The organism is Citrobacter sp. RHBSTW-00599 (assembly GCF_013784065.1).
In the GTDB taxonomy this organism is placed as follows: Bacteria; Pseudomonadota; Gammaproteobacteria; order Enterobacterales; family Enterobacteriaceae; genus Citrobacter; species Citrobacter braakii.
This window is the reverse complement of the sequence record NZ_CP056717.1, coordinates 384,129-401,380: the sequence shown is the minus strand read 5'-3', so window position 1 is coordinate 401,380 and position 17,252 is coordinate 384,129. Positions and strand designations below refer to the sequence as shown.

Genomic DNA, 17,252 nt, shown 5'->3' with positions numbered 1-17,252 from the left:
AATTAAAAAAACGGCTGCATGGATACTGGCGCTACAGTTTTGCTCCTTTCCATTTCAAACCATGTCAGCGCAATATTCGGCAAACTTCCAGGATGCGGATCTCCGGGAGTTTATTACCTCGGTCAGTAAGCAAATGGGCAAAACCATTCTGATCGATCCGTCCGTCCAGGGAAAAATCTCCGTTCGCAGCTTTGACAGTTTCAACGAGGAGGAATACTACCAGTTTTTTCTCAGCGTTCTCGATATCTACGGCTACTCGGTTATCACCCTGGATAACGGCCTGCTGAAGGTTGTTCGCTCCGCAACGCTTAAGACCGCGCCGGGAAAAGTATTGGCACAGTCGCAACCGGCGGTCGGCGATGAATTTATCACCCGCGTCGTGGCGCTGAAAAATGTCCCGGTACGCGATCTGGCTCCGCTATTACGCCAGATGATGGACAGCGGCGGCATCGGCAACGTCGTACATTATGATCCTTCTAATGCGCTGTTGATCACCGGCAAAGCCAATATAGTCAATCGCATCCTTGAGGTTGTGAAACGGGTCGATGTTATCGGTACTCAGGAACGTGAGCTTATCAAACTGCGCTACGCCTCGGCAGTTGATTTATCTGATGTAATTAACAGCCTGATTCGCGAAGAGTCAAAGGAAAACCCAACGCAGATCCTGCTGCCTAAAATTGTCGCCGACAAGCGCACCAACGCCCTTCTTATCAGCGGGCCGGACAATGTGCGCGAGCGGATGAAATCTTTAATCGCTAAACTGGATATCGAACAGACCACGCAGGGCAATACTCGCGTGTTCTATTTGAAATACGCCAAAGCCACTAAAATCGTTGAAGTGCTGACCGGCGTGTCAACCAAACTGACGGAAGACAAGCAGTCGTCTTCGCAGAGCGTGGCTACCCCTTCCCGGGATGTCTCGATTAACGCCGATGAACAAACCAACTCGGTGGTCATTACCGCAGACCAGAGCACCATGCAGGAGCTGGAAAAAGTCATCGCTCGTCTGGATATTCGCCGCGCACAGGTACTGGTTGAAGCCATCATTGTGGAAGTCCAGGATGGCAACGGCCTGAATCTTGGCGTGCAGTGGGCCAACAGCAACGTCGGCGGTCAGCAGTTTACCAAAACGGGGCTGCCGATTTTCGACGCCTCAAGAGGCGCGCGCCAGTTTGATAAAAATGGTTCGATGACCAGCGACAACCCTATTGCCAGCGCGTTAAGCAGTTTTAACGGCCTGGCGACGGGCTTCTTTGAGGGGGACTGGAGCGTCCTGCTCACCGCGATCTCCTCCGACAACAAAAACGATATTCTCGCCACCCCCAGCATTGTGACGCTGGATAACAAAGAAGCATCGTTTAATGTCGGCCAGGATGTGCCGGTGCTTTCCGGCTCGCAAACGACCTCCGGCGACAACGTCTTTAATACGGTCGAACGTAAAACCGTCGGCACCAAACTGAAGGTCACACCGCAAATCAACGAAGGCGACGCGGTGCTGATGGAGATCGAGCAGGAGGTGTCGAGCGTCGATACCGCCTCCGGTAACGCCAGCGATCTCGGTCCGACGTTCAACACCCGTACTATCCAGAATGCCGTGCTGGTCAAAAGTGGCGAAACCGTGGTGCTGGGTGGCCTGCTGGATGATTCAAGCAAAGAGCAGGTTTCCAAAGTACCGCTGCTGGGCGATATCCCTGTTCTCGGACAGCTATTCCGCTACACCTCAACGGAAAATGCGAAGCGTAATTTGATGGTCTTTATCAGGCCGACCATTATTCGCGACGACGAGGTTTATCGTTCGCTCTCAAAGGATAAGTACACCCGATTTCGTGAGTTACAGCAGCAGCGTATTGATAAGCAATCCAGTGGATTGCTTGGCGTGAAGGATGAAGAACGCCCGATGCTTAAAGAGCTGAATTTCGATGTGCCGACCGACGCGCCCAACGGCCAGCCATCGCGCAATCCCTTCCGGGAATGATCCAACATGACTGACTTATGGACGCGCATTCCTCCCCAGCATCCTCTGCCGCTTAATTACGCGCAGGGGCAAAAATTTGGTATCGCGGTCGCGGCGGATGAATTGTTCTACCGCACCGACACGCCGCTGGAAAACGTACTGGAGGCCAGCAGCGTTGCCTGCCAGCGCTTCAGCCGCCTGACGCCAGCGCAATTTGACGACCACCTGGAGCAACTTTTCCAGCACGGCGCCGGAGAGTCCCGGCAGATTGCCCAGGATATCGATCAGGAGATCGACCTGACGGCGCTGAGCGAAGAGTTACCCGACAACGCCGATCTGCTCAGTGATGAAAACGACGCACCGGTTATCCGCCTGATCAACGCGGTTCTTCATGAAGCCGTGAAGGAAGGCGCGTCGGATGTGCATATCGAAACCTTCGAAAAATCGCTGGTGGTGCGTTTTCGTATCGATGGTGTCCTCAAGCCAGTCCTTCAGCCCGCTAAAAAACTGGCGCCGCTGCTGATTTCGCGTATCAAAGTAATGGCGCGGCTGGATATTGCCGAAAAACGACTGCCGCAGGATGGGCGTATTTCCCTGCGCCTTGGACGCAAAAATATTGACGTCCGCGTTTCGACGTTGCCCTCGCAGTACGGCGAAAGAGCTGTATTGCGTCTGCTGGATAAAAACAGTCTGCGCCTGACGCTGGAGAATATGGGGCTATCGGCGGTGGATAGCCTGCGGCTGAAGGGTTTAGTACAGCAGCCACACGGCATCATTCTCGTCACCGGCCCGACAGGTTCGGGAAAAAGCACCACGCTGTATGCGATTCTCGCCGAGCTGAATTCCCCCCAGCGTAATATCCTGACCGTCGAAGATCCCATCGAGTACGAGCTGGAAGGCGTCGGACAAACCCAGGTAAACAGCCGGGTGGATATGTCTTTCGCCAGGGGACTGCGCGCCATCCTGCGCCAGGATCCGGACATCGTCATGGTCGGCGAAATTCGTGACGCCGAAACCGCGCAGATAGCAGTTCAGGCATCGCTCACCGGACATCTGGTGCTTTCCACCCTGCACACTAACAGCGCTTGCGGTGCGATCACCCGATTACGGGACATGGGCGTTGAACCTTTCCTGCTCTCATCATCGCTAAGCGGCGTTATCGCCCAACGTCTGGTGCGTCGCCTCTGTCCGGCCTGCCGCGTGCATGCTCCCATTCCTGACTCTCAGAAATCCCTCCTGCACACGCTCGATCCCACCGCTCAGACAATCTGGCAGGCTTGCGGATGCGGCGAATGTCGGGGAACAGGCTATCAGGGGCGACTGGCGATTCATGAAATTATGCTGGTGGATAAAACTATGCGCAGCATCATCCATCGCGACGCCGATGAACACGCCCTGGAACAGTGCCTGCGCCAGCAAAGCCGGAGCCTGCGGGAGAACGGCCTGCTGCGCGTGCTGGCGGGCGAGACCACCCTTGAGGAAGTCATGCGGGTCACCTCTGCGCAAGAGGATACGCGATGAAATATCAGTGGCAGGCAATGGATGACAGCGGCACGACTCACCGTGGAACGCTGGATGCCGCCAGCTGCAAAGAGGCGCGCGAGGCGCTGCGCGCCCAGGGTCTGCACCCGCTGGTGTTAAATGAGAAAAAGGTCATTTCGCTGTTTCGGACGGTAAAAAAAACGCCTCGTTTACGACTTAGCGGCAGTGAACTGGCGCTGTTCACCCGCCAGCTCGCCACACTGGCCAACGCTTCGCTACCGCTTGAAGAGGCGCTGTTCGTTATTGGGCGGCAGAACAAAAATAATAAACTGGGTCTGGTGCTACGCGACCTGCGCGAACGGATCCTCGCCGGACATACGCTTTCCGAATCGCTGGCCGCCTGGCCGCGGATCTTCGATTCCGTTTACCGCACGCTGGTTAAAGCCAGCGAAAAAAGCGGACAGCTCGGCTGTGTGCTGGAACAGCTGGCTGACTACAATGAGTTACGACAGGCAACACGCAGTAAACTCATCCAGTCACTGATTTATCCTTCCCTGCTGACCAGCGTGGCGCTCGCCGTCGTCGCTATCCTGCTCACCACCGTAGTGCCCAAAATCGTAGAGCAGTTTCTGCATATGAAAGAAGCGCTGCCGATGTCCACGCGCGTGTTGCTGGCAATCAGTGGTGCCATGCGCCACTACGGATTGTGGGTAATCGCATTGCTGCTGATTGCCTGTTTCCTGTTTCGCCACTGGCTCACCCGCCCCGGCAAACGGCATCTGCTTGACCGCTGGCTTCTTGATTTCAAACTCAGTCGCGCCCTGCTGCGCGCTATCCACTGCGCCCGTTATTTGCGCACCCTGAGCATTCTTAATATCAGCGGCGTTCCGCTGCTGGAAGGGATGACGCTGGCAACCGAAGGCATCGGTAACCGAGAAATTAGTCAGCGGCTGGGTCAGGCTGCGGAGCGCGTGCGCCAGGGTTCAGGCTTTCATCTCGCCCTGGAAAAATGCGATCTATTCCCGCCGATGATGCTCTACATGATTGCCTCCGGGGAAAAAAGCGGCCAGCTCAGCGAGCTAATGGCGCGCGCCGCCGACCAGCAGGAAACACTGCTACAAAACCGCATAGCGCTGACGCTGGCGCTGTTTGAACCCGCGCTGATTATTACGATGGCGATGATTGTGCTGTTCATCATCGTCTCGGTTCTGCAACCCATTTTGCAACTCAACTCATTGGTAAGTTAAGGACAAAACGTGAATAGTAATGCACATAAGCAGCGAGGATTTACGCTGCTGGAGATGATGGTGGTGCTGGTTATTTTGGGCATCCTCGCAAGCCTGGTCGTCCCCAGTTTAATGGGCAATAAAGACAAAGCCGATCACCAGAAAGCCGTCAGCGACATCGTGGCGCTGGAGAATGCGCTGGATATGTACAAACTGGATAACTATCGCTATCCGCTGACGGCGCAGGGGTTAAAGGCGCTGGTCGAAAAACCGACCGCCAGCCCAATCCCGGAAAATTACAACGCGAAGGGCTATATCAAGCGTCTGCCACAGGATCCATGGGGAAATGAGTATCTGCTGGTTAGCCCTGGTGAACACGGCGATTACGATATTCTCTCCGCAGGTCAGGACGGTGAACCCGGCACCGCTGACGACATTACTAACTGGGAACTGGGTAAAGCGAAATAATCGGAATGAGGCAGAAGGGATTCACGCTACTGGAAGTCATTCTGGTGCTGACGATTATCGCGCTTGGCGCCTCGCTGGTGATGATGACCTACGGGCGACAAAATGATACCGCGAAAGCGATTACCGCAGCCGAACAGCTGGCGGCACTGACTGAATATGCCGCTGACTGGTCAACCATGGAGGACCGCAGTACCGGTATTGAGATCCGCGAACAAGGCTGGCGCATCGTCACACCGATTGGCAATCGCTGGCAGACGCCAACACAGTTCTATCGCCTGGCGACCGAGGGCAAGTGGGAAAATGACTGGCAGGTGGCTCTGTTCCCGGTGTCGCTCGCCAGGCAATCCGTCGGCACGCCGCAAATTCTGATTCACCCGGACGGTGAAATTACGCCGTTTACGCTACACATCCGCAGCCGTAAAAATAACAGGCTGCTGTTCACGCTCGCCAGCACCGGCGGGCTGCCGCTGGTGCTCACCCGAGGCGAAAGCCGATGAGCCAAAGGCAATCAGGAATGACGCTTCTGGAAGTGCTGCTGGCGATATTCATTTTCGCCACCTGCTCCCTCGCGCTACTCAACAGCCTGCACGGTCAGGTTAGCGCCACCGCAAAAATGGAAGAACAGGTGCTTGCCGGTTGGGTAGCGGATAATGTGCTCAAAACCTATCAACTGGCCGGGCAGAGCCCCGCTAAAACCGCCACGGGCAGCAGCATAATGGGTAAACGCCGCTGGGCCTGGTCGTTGACAGTCTTACCCGCCGATGCTTCTGGCCTCAGCACCTGGACAGCAGACGTCGCTCTTGAGGACAAACAGCAGATCCGCCTGCAGCGCTTTATCCCCTCGCCGCAAGGAGGACCGCAAAATGTCTCCCCGCCCTGAGAAACAGCGCGGCTTTACCCTGCTGGAAGTTTTACTGGCTATTGCCCTGTTCGCCACGCTCAGCCTGCTGACGGCGCAGATGCTGACGACGACAATTGACAGTAACGAGCAGACCAAAAAGCATCAGCAGCGTTTTTCCGCCATCGTGCGTACCGTCAATTTGCTGGATAAAGATATCCGACAGCGGGTGCCGGTAACCGAATTGCAGGGCGAAAAAGAGACTCTGATGCTGACGACAGCCAGCAGTAACCGTTATCCTGGCGCCTGCTGCGCGCCCGATATCCAGCGAGTTCAGTGGTATCTGCAGGATCATACTTTATACCGCACGCTCTGGCGCTACCCGGAAGATAGAACCCCGGCCATCACTCAGCCGATGCTCAATGGTGTGAACGCCTTCACGTTGCGTTATTACAACGGTAAAGAGAAAGCGTGGACGGACACGGCGAAAATTCCATCTCCTGGCGCGATGGAAGTCACTCTCAAACTTGCTGATTCCGGCACGATAACTCGTCTGACGCTGTTGCCAGAGAACCGCCAGCCAGGAGAACAGCAATGACCCGGCAAAAGGGCGTGGCGCTGCTGGTAGTGCTGATGATCCTGGCAATTATGGCGGCGCTGGCCAGCGAAATGACCGTGCGCTACCAGATCAACCTCAAACGTACCAGCTACACCCGGATGCGGCTACAGCAAAACTGGCTGGCAGAGCTGGCTGAAAGCCAGGCCATGCGTATTCTTGAACAGGACCTGCGGGATAATGAGAAATACCTCACTCACGAGCAGCTCTGGGCGCAGCCGCAGCGTATTCAGCTCGCCAGCGGCGATGTTGTTAGCTGGCAGCTATCTGACGAGCAGGCCTGTTACAACATTAATGCGCTGATTAACGCCCCGACCGATCGAATGAAAGAGCCGCCCGCCAGCGTGAGCGTCTTTCTGGCGCTGCTGGACAACGTTGGCGTCACCAATGCCCAAGCTGAGGCGCTGGTTGATGCTATCGCCGACTACATCGATAACGACGATATCCCACGCGCCTCCGGTGCCGAAAATGAGTATTACCAGACAAGTAACGACCCCCACACCATTGGCGGACGACGTATCTGGTCAATCAGTGAGCTCAAACAAATCAAAGGGATGACGCTTTCTCTTTACCAGCAAATCTCCCCGCTACTCTGCGCGCTGCCTGATGATGAGCTAAAAATCAACATCAACACCCTGACGCGCCGAGATGCACCGTTGCTTGCGGCGATGCTCAATAATGCTGTCCCGCCACGCGAGATTGAGCGCTTTTTTGATACCCCGCGCAAAGGACGCAAAATCAGCATTGAGACGTTGTTAAAGACATTCGATAAGGATAATCCGGCTCATAAGCTGTCGCAGACCACATTCAAAAGCATTGCGGTGGCGACCAGTCGTTACTTCCGCCTTGAAACGACTATCGAACAGGGCGATAGCGCCGGGAGCACCATCAGCCAGCTGGAATACGATCCCAAAAGAAAGGCTCTGTTTATTACAGCCCGCAAAAGCGTGGCGCGCGACCATTAAAGGGAACTAAATGACGCCAGACACATTACTGCTACGTCCGCTGCCGGGAAAACTGGAATGGTGCTGCCCCAACGAGGCACAACTTCCGGTTATTGTTGAACAGGCGGATTACCTCCAGCCGAACGCGCTGACCGACCTGCCGGATGCCGGTAACGCCTGCCTGTTCCTGTCACCTGATTATTTCTGTTTTCGTCGCGTCGAATTACCGACGGAAAACTACAAAATCAGTGAACAAACGCTGGGCTGGCTGGTGGAGGACGCCGTTGTCGGTGATACAGACAGCCTGCACTGGACGGTTCTCACCAGAGAAGAAAACACGCTCCATCTCGCCGGGATCGCCAGGACCACGCTGAACGATCTATTGACGACTTTCCACACAGCTGGCGTGACGTTGACGTATATCGTTCCGGATGGTTTCTGGCTGCCGTATGTCACGGATAGCTGGAGTCTGCTAAAACAAGATGAGCGATGGTTAATCCGTTACGACACGTGGAAAACAGGCGTGCTGAGTGAGGCACTGCTCATGCATTTACTTGCCAGCCATACAGAGCAGAAAATCATCAGCGCCAGCCCGCTTCCTGTGCCTCACGCTTATGTCGAATACCTTGACTGGCAGCCACCGCTGGCGTGCGCCTGCAATAGCGATAATATTCAGGACATTAACGTATTACACGGCAGCTTCCGCCCTTTGCCTCCGACACAACCGACCCCGCGTCTGCTGAAATATGCCGCCATAGCAACATTTGCCCTGGCAATAGCGCTCTTCTCAGGGCTGAAAGGGGTGATGCTCTGGCAGCTTCATCAACAGAAACAGGCACTCTCAGCGGAAGGTGCCACCCTGTGGAACCGCTATTTCCCAGGTGATAACCGCAACAGCAATTTTAAATATTTCTTCGAATCGTCCGCGAGGGATCGCTATCCGGATGTGCTGACGTTACTGACTCAGCTTCAGACCCGATTAAGCACATTGCCGGGGCTTACCATCCGCGAGGTCAACTACCGGCTCGAACAACGCCTTTTTACCCTGACGCTCAACGTTCGCGATCCGGAACATCTTCGCCGCTTTATGGTGCAGACAAACGACGAATTTACCCTGACTCAACCGCCAGAAGGGACGACAGGTAGCGTCCGGCTGACCCTGAAGGAGCGCAAATGAATATGAATAGCTGGTGGAGCGAAAAAAACGGCAGAGAGCAACGCAGTCTGATATTCCTCGCCGTTTTCTGTCTGCTGGCGGGATTCTGGTACGGCGTGGTTCAGCCCCTGGATAACGCTATTTCACAGCAGAGGCAGGAAAATGATCGTCTCAGGAGTGAGATCCTGTGGGTAAATGAGGCGATTCAGCGTCGCGGATTAGTTGCCAGTAGACCGGGCACAAAGACCGATCCGGCACTGATACAATATAGCGCGCAGCAGGCAGGTCTGAATATCAGCGTTGTGACATCCACTCCCGATCATTTTGCGATCTCGCTTCCCGTTGTCAAAACCGAACCATTATTTGCGTGGCTTAATACCCTACAAAATGAGGGAATACAGGTTTCGCAACTCACGTTTAGCGCCCGCCCGGTCGCCGGGGAGATTGCGGTGGAAGCCCTTGAACTCTATCCGGTGGGGAAATGACGGAACTCATTAACATTGCAGCAATGGCATTTGTCGGGCTGATAGTCGGCAGCTTTATGAATGTAGTGGTTTATCGACTGCCGATCATGATTGAGCATCGGCACAGCGAAACATGGAATATCGCCTGGCCTCCGTCGCACTGTCCGCACTGCCAGCACAGGCTATCGGTGCGTAACACTATTCCACTATTCAGTTGGCTGTGGCAGCGGGGGCGTTGCCAGGCCTGCGCTAAGCCAATTTCATGGCGTTACCCACTGACTGAACTGGCGTGTTCTTGTGTTTTTGCGCTTATCGCCGCGTTTGTCCCTTCAATGTCTGATGCGATTGCCATCATGACGCTGTTCTGGTTTATTTTCGCACTGGCGCAAATTGATCTCCGGACGTACCTGCTGCCGGATGTGCTGACGCAGCCGCTGCTCTGGCTCGGTCTGATGTATCACAGCGTTTACGACAGAGAGATGTTACCCGACGCGCTGTACGGCGCTGTCGCTGGCTATCTGACGCTATGGCTGGTCTGGTGGGGATGCAAAATTCTCGCGGGAAAAGAGGGCATCGGCCTGGGTGACGCTAAGCTACTGGCGGCGATGGGTGCCTGGTGTGGATGGCCAGCGCTACCGCCCATTTTACTCGCTGCATCATTGCTGGGCATTGTCTGGTGGCTGATCCTACGCCTTACCCGAAGGACGTCGATACCGCTTATCGCGTTCGGTCCGTGGCTTGGACTGGCAGGTTGGTTGATTTTCAGCGCGCAAAGTTCAGGTGTTATCGGGTACTGAAAGGAGCGGCAGGCCTGCCGCTCTGCAAAGTTTGCGTCTACGCTTCGCGAATCTGTGCCTGAAGATAGTTCTGGAGTCCCATCTTCTGGAGCAGATCCAGTTCCGTTTCCAGCCAGTCAATGTGACCTTCTTCATCAGCAAGGATTTCGATCATCATATCCCGGCTAACGTAGTCATGGACGCTGTCGGCATAGGCAATGGCTTCACGTAAATCTTTAGCCCCATCGAGTTCGAGTCGAAGATCGGATTGCAGCATCTCTTCAACATCTTCGCCTATACCCAACTTACCAAGATCCTGTAAGTTTGGGAGCCCTTCTAAGAATAAAATACGCTCGATATATTTATCAGCGTGTTTCATCTCATCGATAGATTCATGGTACTCAACATCATTGAGGCGAGTCAGTCCCCAGTTTTTGAACATACGAGCATGGAGAAAATACTGGTTGATTGCGACAAGCTCATTTCCCAATAGTTTATTGAGATAATTTATGATTTTAACATCACCTTTCATTTTATAGTCCCTCCGCTTCCACTCTTAGAGCGTAGATGGGGCTACAGGGATGTCAAAAAAAAGAGTGTGACTTAGGCGATCTCTTTAAATTCTGGCATTTGCGTTAATTCATCCTGCATGACTTCGCGGGCAGCACGAATACACTTACCGCATTGATTTCCAACAGGAATAAATTTACGCAATTGCTGAAAGGACTGAGGATGAAACTGGCGAACAGCCTGACGTATTTTTTTATCACTTATCGCATTACACAAACAAACGTACATGATCGCTCCCGTTCAATTTCTGCGCAAAGTGTAAATGAGAATAGTTATGATTACAATAGCACAACGCTATTTACGCAGCGGGAGAATGAATGAAAAATGCGAATAAATATGACAACTGCTAAATCGCGGACAGCAAAAAGGGCGCCGAAGCGCCCTTTTTAAGCTCAAAGCTAATTAATCAATAATTAGCTCATTACTTTAGCAACAACGCCCGCACCAACAGTACGGCCGCCTTCACGGATTGCGAAACGCAGACCGTCGTCCATCGCGATTGGGTGGATCAGGGTAACAACCATTTTGATGTTGTCGCCCGGCATTACCATCTCAACGCCTTCCGGCAGTTCGATGGTACCAGTCACGTCAGTAGTACGGAAATAGAACTGCGGACGGTAGCCTTTGAAGAACGGAGTATGACGGCCGCCTTCATCTTTGGACAGAATGTACACTTCAGATTCGAACTTGGTGTGCGGCTTGATAGAGCCCGGCTTAGCCAGTACCTGACCACGTTCGATTTCTTCACGTTTGATACCACGCAGCAGAACACCAACGTTCTCACCAGCACGGCCTTCGTCCAGCAGTTTGCGGAACATTTCAACGCCAGTACAGGTAGACTTAGCAGTCTCTTTGATACCAACGATTTCAACTTCTTCACCAACTTTGATGATACCGCGCTCTACACGACCGGTAACAACGGTACCACGACCGGAGATGGAGAATACGTCTTCGATAGGCAGCAGGAACGGCTTGTCAATCGCACGCTCTGGTTCTGGGATGTAAGAATCCAGGAAGCCAGCCAGTTCGATGATTTTCGCTTCCCACTCTGCTTCGCCTTCCAGCGCTTTCAGAGCAGAACCACGAACGATCGGAGTGTCGTCGCCCGGGAAATCGTACTGAGACAGAAGTTCACGAACTTCCATTTCTACCAGTTCCAGCAGCTCTTCGTCATCAACCATGTCGCATTTGTTCAGGAACACGATGATGTACGGAACGCCTACCTGACGACCCAGCAGGATGTGCTCACGAGTCTGCGGCATCGGGCCGTCAGTCGCAGCAACAACCAGGATCGCGCCGTCCATCTGCGCAGCACCGGTGATCATGTTTTTAACATAGTCGGCGTGGCCCGGGCAGTCTACGTGTGCGTAGTGGCGAGTCGGGGTGTCATATTCAACGTGAGAAGTGTTGATGGTGATACCACGAGCTTTTTCTTCCGGCGCGTTATCGATCTGGTCGAATGCACGAGCAGCACCGCCGTAGGTTTTAGCCAGTACGGTGGTGATTGCAGCGGTCAGGGTAGTTTTACCGTGGTCAACGTGGCCGATGGTGCCGACGTTAACGTGCGGTTTTGTACGTTCAAATTTTTCTTTAGACACGGCTATATTCCTTACTATAGTGCTCTCCCCTGGGGAGAGAGCACGGGACTTAGGTTTTAATCCTGTGGCTTATTTACCACGGGCTTCAATAACGGCCTGAGCAACGTTGTTCGGCGCATCGTCGTACTTCAGGAACTCCATGGAGTAAGAAGCACGGCCTTTGGTCAGAGAACGCAGCTGGGTTGCATATCCGAACATTTCAGACAGCGGAACTTCAGCATGGATAACAACGCCAGTGACGTTGGATTCCTGACCACGAAGCATACCACGACGGCGGCTCAAGTCACCGATTACGTCACCGGTGTTCTCTTCCGGAGTCTCTACTTCAACCTTCATGATAGGCTCAAGCAGAACTGGTTTCGCTTTCTTAAAGCCATCTTTGAAGGCGATAGAAGCGGCCAGTTTAAACGCCAGCTCAGAGGAGTCAACGTCATGGTAAGAACCGAAGTGCAGACGCACGCCCAGATCAACAACCGGGTAACCAGCCAGCGGGCCAGATTTCAGCTGTTCCTGGATGCCTTTATCAACGGCCGGGATGTATTCGCCAGGAATTACACCACCTTTGATGTCGTTGATGAACTCGTAGCCTTTCGGGTTTGAACCCGGCTCCAGCGGGTACATGTCGATAACAACATGACCGTACTGACCGCGACCACCAGACTGCTTAGCGTGTTTACCTTCGATATCGGTAACTTTCGCGCGAATCGCTTCACGGTAAGCAACCTGAGGTTTACCGACGTTCGCTTCAACGTTGAATTCACGCTTCATACGGTCAACGATGATGTCGAGGTGCAGCTCACCCATACCGGCGATAATGGTCTGGTTAGATTCTTCGTCAGTCCAAACGCGGAATGACGGGTCTTCTTTAGCCAGACGGCCCAGAGCCAGACCCATTTTTTCCTGGTCAGCTTTGGTTTTCGGTTCTACCGCGATGGAGATTACCGGCTCAGGGAATTCCATACGCTCCAGAATGATCGGGTGATCCGGGTCACACAGAGTGTCACCAGTGGTCACGTCTTTCAGACCGATAGCAGCAGCGATATCGCCCGCGCGAACTTCTTTGATCTCTTCACGTTTGTTAGCGTGCATCTGTACGATACGGCCAAAACGCTCGCGTGCAGTTTTCACTGAGTTCAGGATGGTGTCACCGGAGTTAACCACACCAGAGTACACGCGGAAGAAGGTCAGGTTACCCACGAACGGGTCGGTAGCGATTTTGAATGCCAGAGCAGCAAACGGCTCTTCATCGCTAGCATGACGCTCAGCCGGAGTATCTTTACCGTCGTCCAGAATACCGTTGATCGCAGGTACGTCGACTGGGGATGGCAGGTAATCAATTACCGCATCCAGCATCGCCTGAACACCTTTGTTCTTGAACGCAGAACCACAGGTTACCAGGATGATTTCGTTGTTCAGAACGCGCTGACGCAGAGCTTTTTTGATCTCTTCTTCAGTCAGTTCTTCACCACCCAGGTATTTCTCCATCAGCTCTTCTGAAGCTTCCGCAGCGGACTCGATCAGGTTCTGGTGCCATTCTTCAGCCAGTTCCTGCATGTCAGCCGGGATATCTTCATAAGTGAAGGTTACGCCTGCATCTTCTTCGTTCCAGTTGATGGCTTTCATTTTCACCAGGTCAACAACACCGGTGAACGCTTCTTCAGCGCCAATCGCCAACTGCAGCGGAACAGGGTTCGCGCCCAGACGGGTTTTGATCTGACCAACAACTTTCAGGAAGTTCGCACCCATACGGTCCATTTTGTTAACGAACGCAATGCGTGGAACTTTATATTTGTTTGCCTGACGCCATACGGTTTCAGACTGAGGCTGAACACCACCAACTGCGCAGTAAACCATTACTGCACCATCAAGCACACGCATGGAACGTTCTACTTCGATAGTGAAGTCAACGTGCCCCGGGGTGTCGATGATGTTAACGCGATGCGGTTCATACTGCTTAGCCATACCAGACCAGAATGCAGTAGTCGCTGCGGAGGTGATAGTAATACCACGCTCCTGCTCCTGTTCCATCCAGTCCATGGTGGCTGCGCCGTCATGAACTTCACCGATTTTATGGTTTACACCGGTGTAGAACAGAATACGTTCGGTAGTAGTGGTTTTACCGGCGTCGATGTGCGCACTGATACCGATGTTACGGTAGCGCGCGATGGGTGTTGTACGAGCCATTTGATTCCTCGTTTATCTTTTAGGCGTTCAATTTAAGTAGCCCAAAGCGGGCTGCTTACTAGAAGCGCCCGCCTGGTGACTAAAACTCCGAAGGGATTACCAACGGTAGTGTGCGAACGCCTTGTTGGCTTCTGCCATACGGTGAACGTCTTCACGTTTCTTAACTGCAGTACCTTTGTTTTCTGCAGCATCAGAAAGTTCGTTCGCCAGGCGCAGAGCCATGGATTTATCACCGCGTTTACGAGCAGCTTCAACGATCCAACGCATTGCCAGGGCATTACGGCGAACCGGACGGACTTCAACTGGAACCTGATAAGTAGAACCACCAACGCGGCGAGACTTAACTTCGACAGTCGGACGCACGTTTTCAAGGGCTACTTCAAAAGCTTCCAGGCCATCTTTACCAGAACGCTGAGCCAGGGTCTCCAGCGCGCTGTATACGATGGTTTCTGCAGTAGATTTTTTACCATCTACCATCAGGATATTTACAAATTTAGCCAGCAGCTCTGATCCGAACTTAGGATCCGGCAGAATTTTACGCTGACCAATGACGCGACGACGTGGCATGGGAATACTCCGTTGTTAATTCAGGATTGTCCAAAACTCTACGAGTTTAGTTTGACATTAATATAAAACGTTTGGCCTTACTTAACGGAGAACCATTAAGCCTTAGGACGTTTCACGCCATACTTGGAGCGTGATTGCTTACGGTCTTTAACGCCGGAGCAGTCAAGCGCACCGCGAACGGTGTGGTAACGAACACCCGGGAGGTCTTTTACACGACCGCCACGGATCAGGATCACGGAGTGCTCCTGCAGGTTGTGACCTTCACCACCGATGTAGGAAGTCACTTCAAAACCGTTAGTCAAACGCACACGGCATACTTTACGCAGTGCGGAGTTTGGTTTTTTAGGAGTGGTAGTATATACACGAGTACATACGCCACGTTTCTGCGGGCATGCTTCCAGTGCAGGCACGTTGCTCTTTGCAACTTTGCGTGCGCGTGGTTTGCGTACCAGCTGGTTAACTGTTGCCATTAAATAGCTCCTGGTTGTAGCTTTCGCTTCGTAAACACGTAATAAAACGACCTCATACAATATGAGGACGCAGAATTTTAGGTCGGTGTCGAAAAGGTGTCAAGAAATATACAACGATCCCACAATTACCAGGACATCTGGCTGGGATGCTTCACCGTAAGTCTGACGAAGTCAGTATAGCTAACCCTGACGACACTGTCTGAAATTTGACCACCTAAGCCGCGAGCTTTAATGTCTTCTTCCAGTACATAGACCTTAATGGAGGCATTTTGCAGACTTTCAAGGAAACGGCTTCCTTCTATTGCCGCGGTCACGCCATCCTGAAGCAATAAAAGTTCATCGTCTTTATCAATCAGGCGAAGAAGAGAGGAGAAATCGGTAAGCCACGCGGAACGATGTAATGTGTGCAGCATGAGTATCTCAAAACCTTAAAATGACGTCATAGTTGCCTAGCTCACGGCGTAAATCTTCCGGTTCTAACGCTGTCGCATCGACCACAAAATTACCCCCCTGCTGGAGGCCCCGCTCGCGTAACGAGGCGGCACAAAGCCAACATTGATCGATATCGTACAACCCTAACAGCTTGAAGGTTGCGATATAGTCGCGAGCCAGCACGACATCCGGCTGTTGTCCCTGGAGGATTTGAAAAACGCCATCGCCGATAAAAAATACGCCGAGGTCTTCCGTTAACGCCGATGTCGCCAGTAAGGCATCTAACCCTTCGCGGCCAGACGAACTGCCATGCGGCACGGTAGAAAAGACAAAAGCAACACGTTTCATTAAAACTGCACCACGCGATCGCAGGTCAGGGATGCCTCAGCCAGCGAACCCAGCCCGCTGAGGTTAAAACCTGATTGTAAATTAGCCCCTGCCAGTCCCAGTCGCTTCGCTTCTGTTTCATCAACGACGCCGCGACGCAGCGCTGCAGCTACACAGATATTCAGCGTCACGCCATGCTGCTGGTTCAGCTGTTGCCAGGCCCGCACCAGATCATATTCATCACTGGCAGGTGAAGTCAGGAAGTTGGCGTTATACACACCTTCACGATAGAAAAAGACGCTGCAGAGCTCATGCCCTTCTTTGAGTAACGCATGAGCAAATTGCAACGCGCTGCTCGCCTGCTGCGTGCCATAAGCTGGCCCCGTCACCATAATGGCAAAACGCATTACTTGTCTTGCCCCTGGAAATCGCCGCTTTTGAACTGACGAATATAGAGGTAAACCGTGTGCTTGGAGATGTTCAGCCGATCGGCGACCTGGTTAATGGCATCTTTAATATCGAAGATACCTTTCTCATACAGATTCAGGACAATCTGGCGATTCTTGGCATTGTTGGAAACATTACGATCGGCATTCACTTCTTCAATCGTGAATTCCAACGTTTGGGTAACCAGGTCTTCCACCGAAGAAGCGAAGTTAACGGCAGAACCCACTTCCGGGGTTTCCGGTGGGATAAAGGTATTCATTATCTGCGAGAATGGAACATCAAGGTTCATGTTGATGCACAGCAGACCAATCACGCGATGCTCACGGTTGCGAATGGCAATCGTCACCGACTTCATCAAGACACCGCTTTTCGCACGTGTGAAGTAACACTTCGACACGCTGCTATCCGCACCCGTCATATCATGCAGCATACGCAACGCAAGGTCAGTAATCGGCGAGCCAATTTTGCGGCCCGTGTGTTCACCGTTAGCAATGCGGATGGCCGAGCATTTCAAATCCTGCAAAGAGTGCAATACGATTTCACAATGGGAACCAATGAGCATCGCCAACCCGTCCACAACCGCTTCGTAGGATTTGAGGATATCGAAATCGGTTTGATCGAAAGGACGTTGATCCAGTAAATCTAGCTCACTGGTTTCGTTGGTTAAAAGCGACCTGGACATGAAAAAAAGCACTCCTTTTCAGGAGCCTGTCGTTATGTTGTCAGGGCAGGC

At 52.9% G+C, this 17,252-nt stretch carries 21 protein-coding genes; 11 read left to right on the top strand and 10 right to left on the bottom strand.

The features are described 5' to 3' along the window. The first annotated feature begins 22 nt into the window (after positions 1–22). From gspD to HV243_RS01810, 11 genes are read left to right on the top strand one after another with little or no spacing between them, the layout of a single operon-like run. Complete coding sequence (gene gspD / locus HV243_RS01860) at positions 23–1,975, top strand: type II secretion system secretin GspD (RefSeq protein ID WP_242672054.1); 1,953 nt, start codon at positions 23–25, stop codon at positions 1,973–1,975. A 6-nt stretch (positions 1,976–1,981) separates the two neighbouring features. Next, complete coding sequence (gene gspE, locus HV243_RS01855; RefSeq protein ID WP_053388939.1) at positions 1,982–3,475, top strand: type II secretion system ATPase GspE; 1,494 nt, start codon at positions 1,982–1,984, stop codon at positions 3,473–3,475. After that, a complete protein-coding gene (gspF, locus tag HV243_RS01850) occupies positions 3,472–4,683 on the top strand; it encodes a type II secretion system inner membrane protein GspF (protein WP_053388940.1) in 1,212 nt (403 codons plus the stop codon). The genes gspE and gspF overlap by 4 nt, the downstream gene beginning before the upstream one ends. A 54-nt stretch (positions 4,684–4,737) precedes the next feature. Beyond that, positions 4,738–5,130: a type II secretion system major pseudopilin GspG gene (gene gspG, locus HV243_RS01845; RefSeq protein WP_047358922.1), complete on the top strand. Its 393-nt coding sequence runs from the start codon at positions 4,738–4,740 to the stop codon at positions 5,128–5,130. A gap of 5 nt (positions 5,131–5,135) precedes the next feature. Next, positions 5,136–5,627: a type II secretion system minor pseudopilin GspH gene (gene gspH, locus HV243_RS01840; protein ID WP_053388941.1), complete on the top strand. Its 492-nt coding sequence runs from the start codon at positions 5,136–5,138 to the stop codon at positions 5,625–5,627. Next, positions 5,624–6,010 carry a type II secretion system minor pseudopilin GspI gene (gene gspI, locus HV243_RS01835; RefSeq protein WP_181603926.1) on the top strand — a complete coding sequence of 129 codons (387 nt, stop codon included), beginning with the start codon at positions 5,624–5,626 and terminating at the stop codon, positions 6,008–6,010. The genes gspH and gspI overlap by 4 nt, the downstream gene beginning before the upstream one ends. Further along, positions 5,994–6,566 carry a type II secretion system protein GspJ gene (locus tag HV243_RS01830; RefSeq protein WP_053388942.1) on the top strand — a complete coding sequence of 191 codons (573 nt, stop codon included), beginning with the start codon at positions 5,994–5,996 and terminating at the stop codon, positions 6,564–6,566. The genes gspI and HV243_RS01830 overlap by 17 nt, the downstream gene beginning before the upstream one ends. Then, positions 6,563–7,549, top strand: coding sequence for a type II secretion system minor pseudopilin GspK (gene gspK / locus HV243_RS01825; RefSeq protein WP_049041703.1), 987 nt, complete (start codon positions 6,563–6,565; stop codon positions 7,547–7,549). The genes HV243_RS01830 and gspK overlap by 4 nt, the downstream gene beginning before the upstream one ends. A 10-nt stretch (positions 7,550–7,559) precedes the next feature. Beyond that, positions 7,560–8,705, top strand: a complete 1,146-nt coding sequence (gspL, locus tag HV243_RS01820) for a type II secretion system protein GspL (protein ID WP_053388943.1) — start codon at positions 7,560–7,562, stop codon at positions 8,703–8,705. Further along, entirely contained in the window at positions 8,702–9,169 is a 468-nt protein-coding gene (locus tag HV243_RS01815) for a type II secretion system protein M (protein ID WP_053388944.1), read from the top strand. The genes gspL and HV243_RS01815 overlap by 4 nt, the downstream gene beginning before the upstream one ends. Beyond that, positions 9,166–9,945, top strand: a complete 780-nt coding sequence (locus tag HV243_RS01810) for an A24 family peptidase (RefSeq protein ID WP_016157619.1) — start codon at positions 9,166–9,168, stop codon at positions 9,943–9,945. Before HV243_RS01815 ends, HV243_RS01810 begins: the two co-directional genes overlap by 4 nt. A 37-nt stretch (positions 9,946–9,982) precedes the next feature. Here the strand turns inward: HV243_RS01810 and bfr are convergent, their stop codons facing one another. From bfr to HV243_RS01760, 10 genes are all read right to left on the bottom strand, one after another. Next, the gene (gene bfr / locus HV243_RS01805; protein ID WP_016154761.1) at positions 9,983–10,456 is read right to left on the bottom strand and encodes a bacterioferritin; all 474 of its coding nucleotides are present in this window, start codon (positions 10,454–10,456) and stop codon (positions 9,983–9,985) included. Between the two features lie 71 nt (positions 10,457–10,527). After that, positions 10,528–10,722, bottom strand: a complete 195-nt coding sequence (bfd, locus tag HV243_RS01800; RefSeq protein ID WP_003031111.1) for a bacterioferritin-associated ferredoxin — start codon at positions 10,720–10,722, stop codon at positions 10,528–10,530. Positions 10,723–10,907: 185 nt separating this feature from the next. Then, positions 10,908–12,092, bottom strand: coding sequence for an elongation factor Tu (gene tuf / locus HV243_RS01795; RefSeq protein ID WP_003031109.1), 1,185 nt, complete (start codon positions 12,090–12,092; stop codon positions 10,908–10,910). A gap of 69 nt (positions 12,093–12,161) precedes the next feature. Next, on the bottom strand, positions 12,162–14,276 hold the full coding sequence (fusA, locus tag HV243_RS01790; RefSeq protein WP_016154762.1) for an elongation factor G: 2,115 nt from the start codon (positions 14,274–14,276) through the stop codon (positions 12,162–12,164). A gap of 96 nt (positions 14,277–14,372) precedes the next feature. Continuing rightward, positions 14,373–14,843, bottom strand: a complete 471-nt coding sequence (gene rpsG, locus HV243_RS01785) for a 30S ribosomal protein S7 (protein WP_016154763.1) — start codon at positions 14,841–14,843, stop codon at positions 14,373–14,375. Positions 14,844–14,938: 95 nt separating this feature from the next. Further along, positions 14,939–15,313 (bottom strand): 30S ribosomal protein S12, encoded by a 375-nt coding sequence (gene rpsL / locus HV243_RS01780; RefSeq protein WP_003023654.1) that lies wholly within the window; start codon positions 15,311–15,313, stop codon positions 14,939–14,941. Between the two features lie 125 nt (positions 15,314–15,438). Further along, positions 15,439–15,726, bottom strand: a complete 288-nt coding sequence (gene tusB, locus HV243_RS01775; RefSeq protein ID WP_016157620.1) for a sulfurtransferase complex subunit TusB — start codon at positions 15,724–15,726, stop codon at positions 15,439–15,441. 7 nt (positions 15,727–15,733) lie between these two features. Next, positions 15,734–16,093 (bottom strand): sulfurtransferase complex subunit TusC, encoded by a 360-nt coding sequence (gene tusC, locus HV243_RS01770; RefSeq protein ID WP_047415984.1) that lies wholly within the window; start codon positions 16,091–16,093, stop codon positions 15,734–15,736. Further along, positions 16,093–16,479 (bottom strand): sulfurtransferase complex subunit TusD, encoded by a 387-nt coding sequence (tusD, locus tag HV243_RS01765; protein ID WP_016154766.1) that lies wholly within the window; start codon positions 16,477–16,479, stop codon positions 16,093–16,095. The genes tusC and tusD overlap by 1 nt, the downstream gene beginning before the upstream one ends. Continuing rightward, complete coding sequence (locus HV243_RS01760; protein ID WP_003023643.1) at positions 16,479–17,201, bottom strand: transcriptional regulator; 723 nt, start codon at positions 17,199–17,201, stop codon at positions 16,479–16,481. Before HV243_RS01760 ends, tusD begins: the two co-directional genes overlap by 1 nt. Positions 17,202–17,252 lie beyond the last annotated feature (51 nt).

Coding starts and splice junctions, on each gene's coding strand:
- gspE (WP_053388939.1), top strand. CDS start 1,982: ATGACTGACTTATGGACGCGCATTCCTCCCCAGCATCCTCTGCCGCTT.
- gspF (WP_053388940.1), top strand. CDS start 3,472: ATGAAATATCAGTGGCAGGCAATGGATGACAGCGGCACGACTCACCGT.
- gspG (WP_047358922.1), top strand. CDS start 4,738: ATGATGGTGGTGCTGGTTATTTTGGGCATCCTCGCAAGCCTGGTCGTC.
- gspH (WP_053388941.1), top strand. CDS start 5,136: ATGAGGCAGAAGGGATTCACGCTACTGGAAGTCATTCTGGTGCTGACG.
- gspI (WP_181603926.1), top strand. CDS start 5,624: ATGAGCCAAAGGCAATCAGGAATGACGCTTCTGGAAGTGCTGCTGGCG.
- HV243_RS01830 (WP_053388942.1), top strand. CDS start 5,994: ATGTCTCCCCGCCCTGAGAAACAGCGCGGCTTTACCCTGCTGGAAGTT.
- gspK (WP_049041703.1), top strand. CDS start 6,563: ATGACCCGGCAAAAGGGCGTGGCGCTGCTGGTAGTGCTGATGATCCTG.
- gspL (WP_053388943.1), top strand. CDS start 7,560: ATGACGCCAGACACATTACTGCTACGTCCGCTGCCGGGAAAACTGGAA.
- HV243_RS01815 (WP_053388944.1), top strand. CDS start 8,702: ATGAATATGAATAGCTGGTGGAGCGAAAAAAACGGCAGAGAGCAACGC.
- HV243_RS01810 (WP_016157619.1), top strand. CDS start 9,166: ATGACGGAACTCATTAACATTGCAGCAATGGCATTTGTCGGGCTGATA.
- bfr (WP_016154761.1), bottom strand. CDS start 10,456: ATGAAAGGTGATGTTAAAATCATAAATTATCTCAATAAACTATTGGGA.
- bfd (WP_003031111.1), bottom strand. CDS start 10,722: ATGTACGTTTGTTTGTGTAATGCGATAAGTGATAAAAAAATACGTCAG.
- fusA (WP_016154762.1), bottom strand. CDS start 14,276: ATGGCTCGTACAACACCCATCGCGCGCTACCGTAACATCGGTATCAGT.
- rpsG (WP_016154763.1), bottom strand. CDS start 14,843: ATGCCACGTCGTCGCGTCATTGGTCAGCGTAAAATTCTGCCGGATCCT.
- rpsL (WP_003023654.1), bottom strand. CDS start 15,313: ATGGCAACAGTTAACCAGCTGGTACGCAAACCACGCGCACGCAAAGTT.
- tusB (WP_016157620.1), bottom strand. CDS start 15,726: ATGCTGCACACATTACATCGTTCCGCGTGGCTTACCGATTTCTCCTCT.
- tusC (WP_047415984.1), bottom strand. CDS start 16,093: ATGAAACGTGTTGCTTTTGTCTTTTCTACCGTGCCGCATGGCAGTTCG.
- tusD (WP_016154766.1), bottom strand. CDS start 16,479: ATGCGTTTTGCCATTATGGTGACGGGGCCAGCTTATGGCACGCAGCAG.
- HV243_RS01760 (WP_003023643.1), bottom strand. CDS start 17,201: ATGTCCAGGTCGCTTTTAACCAACGAAACCAGTGAGCTAGATTTACTG.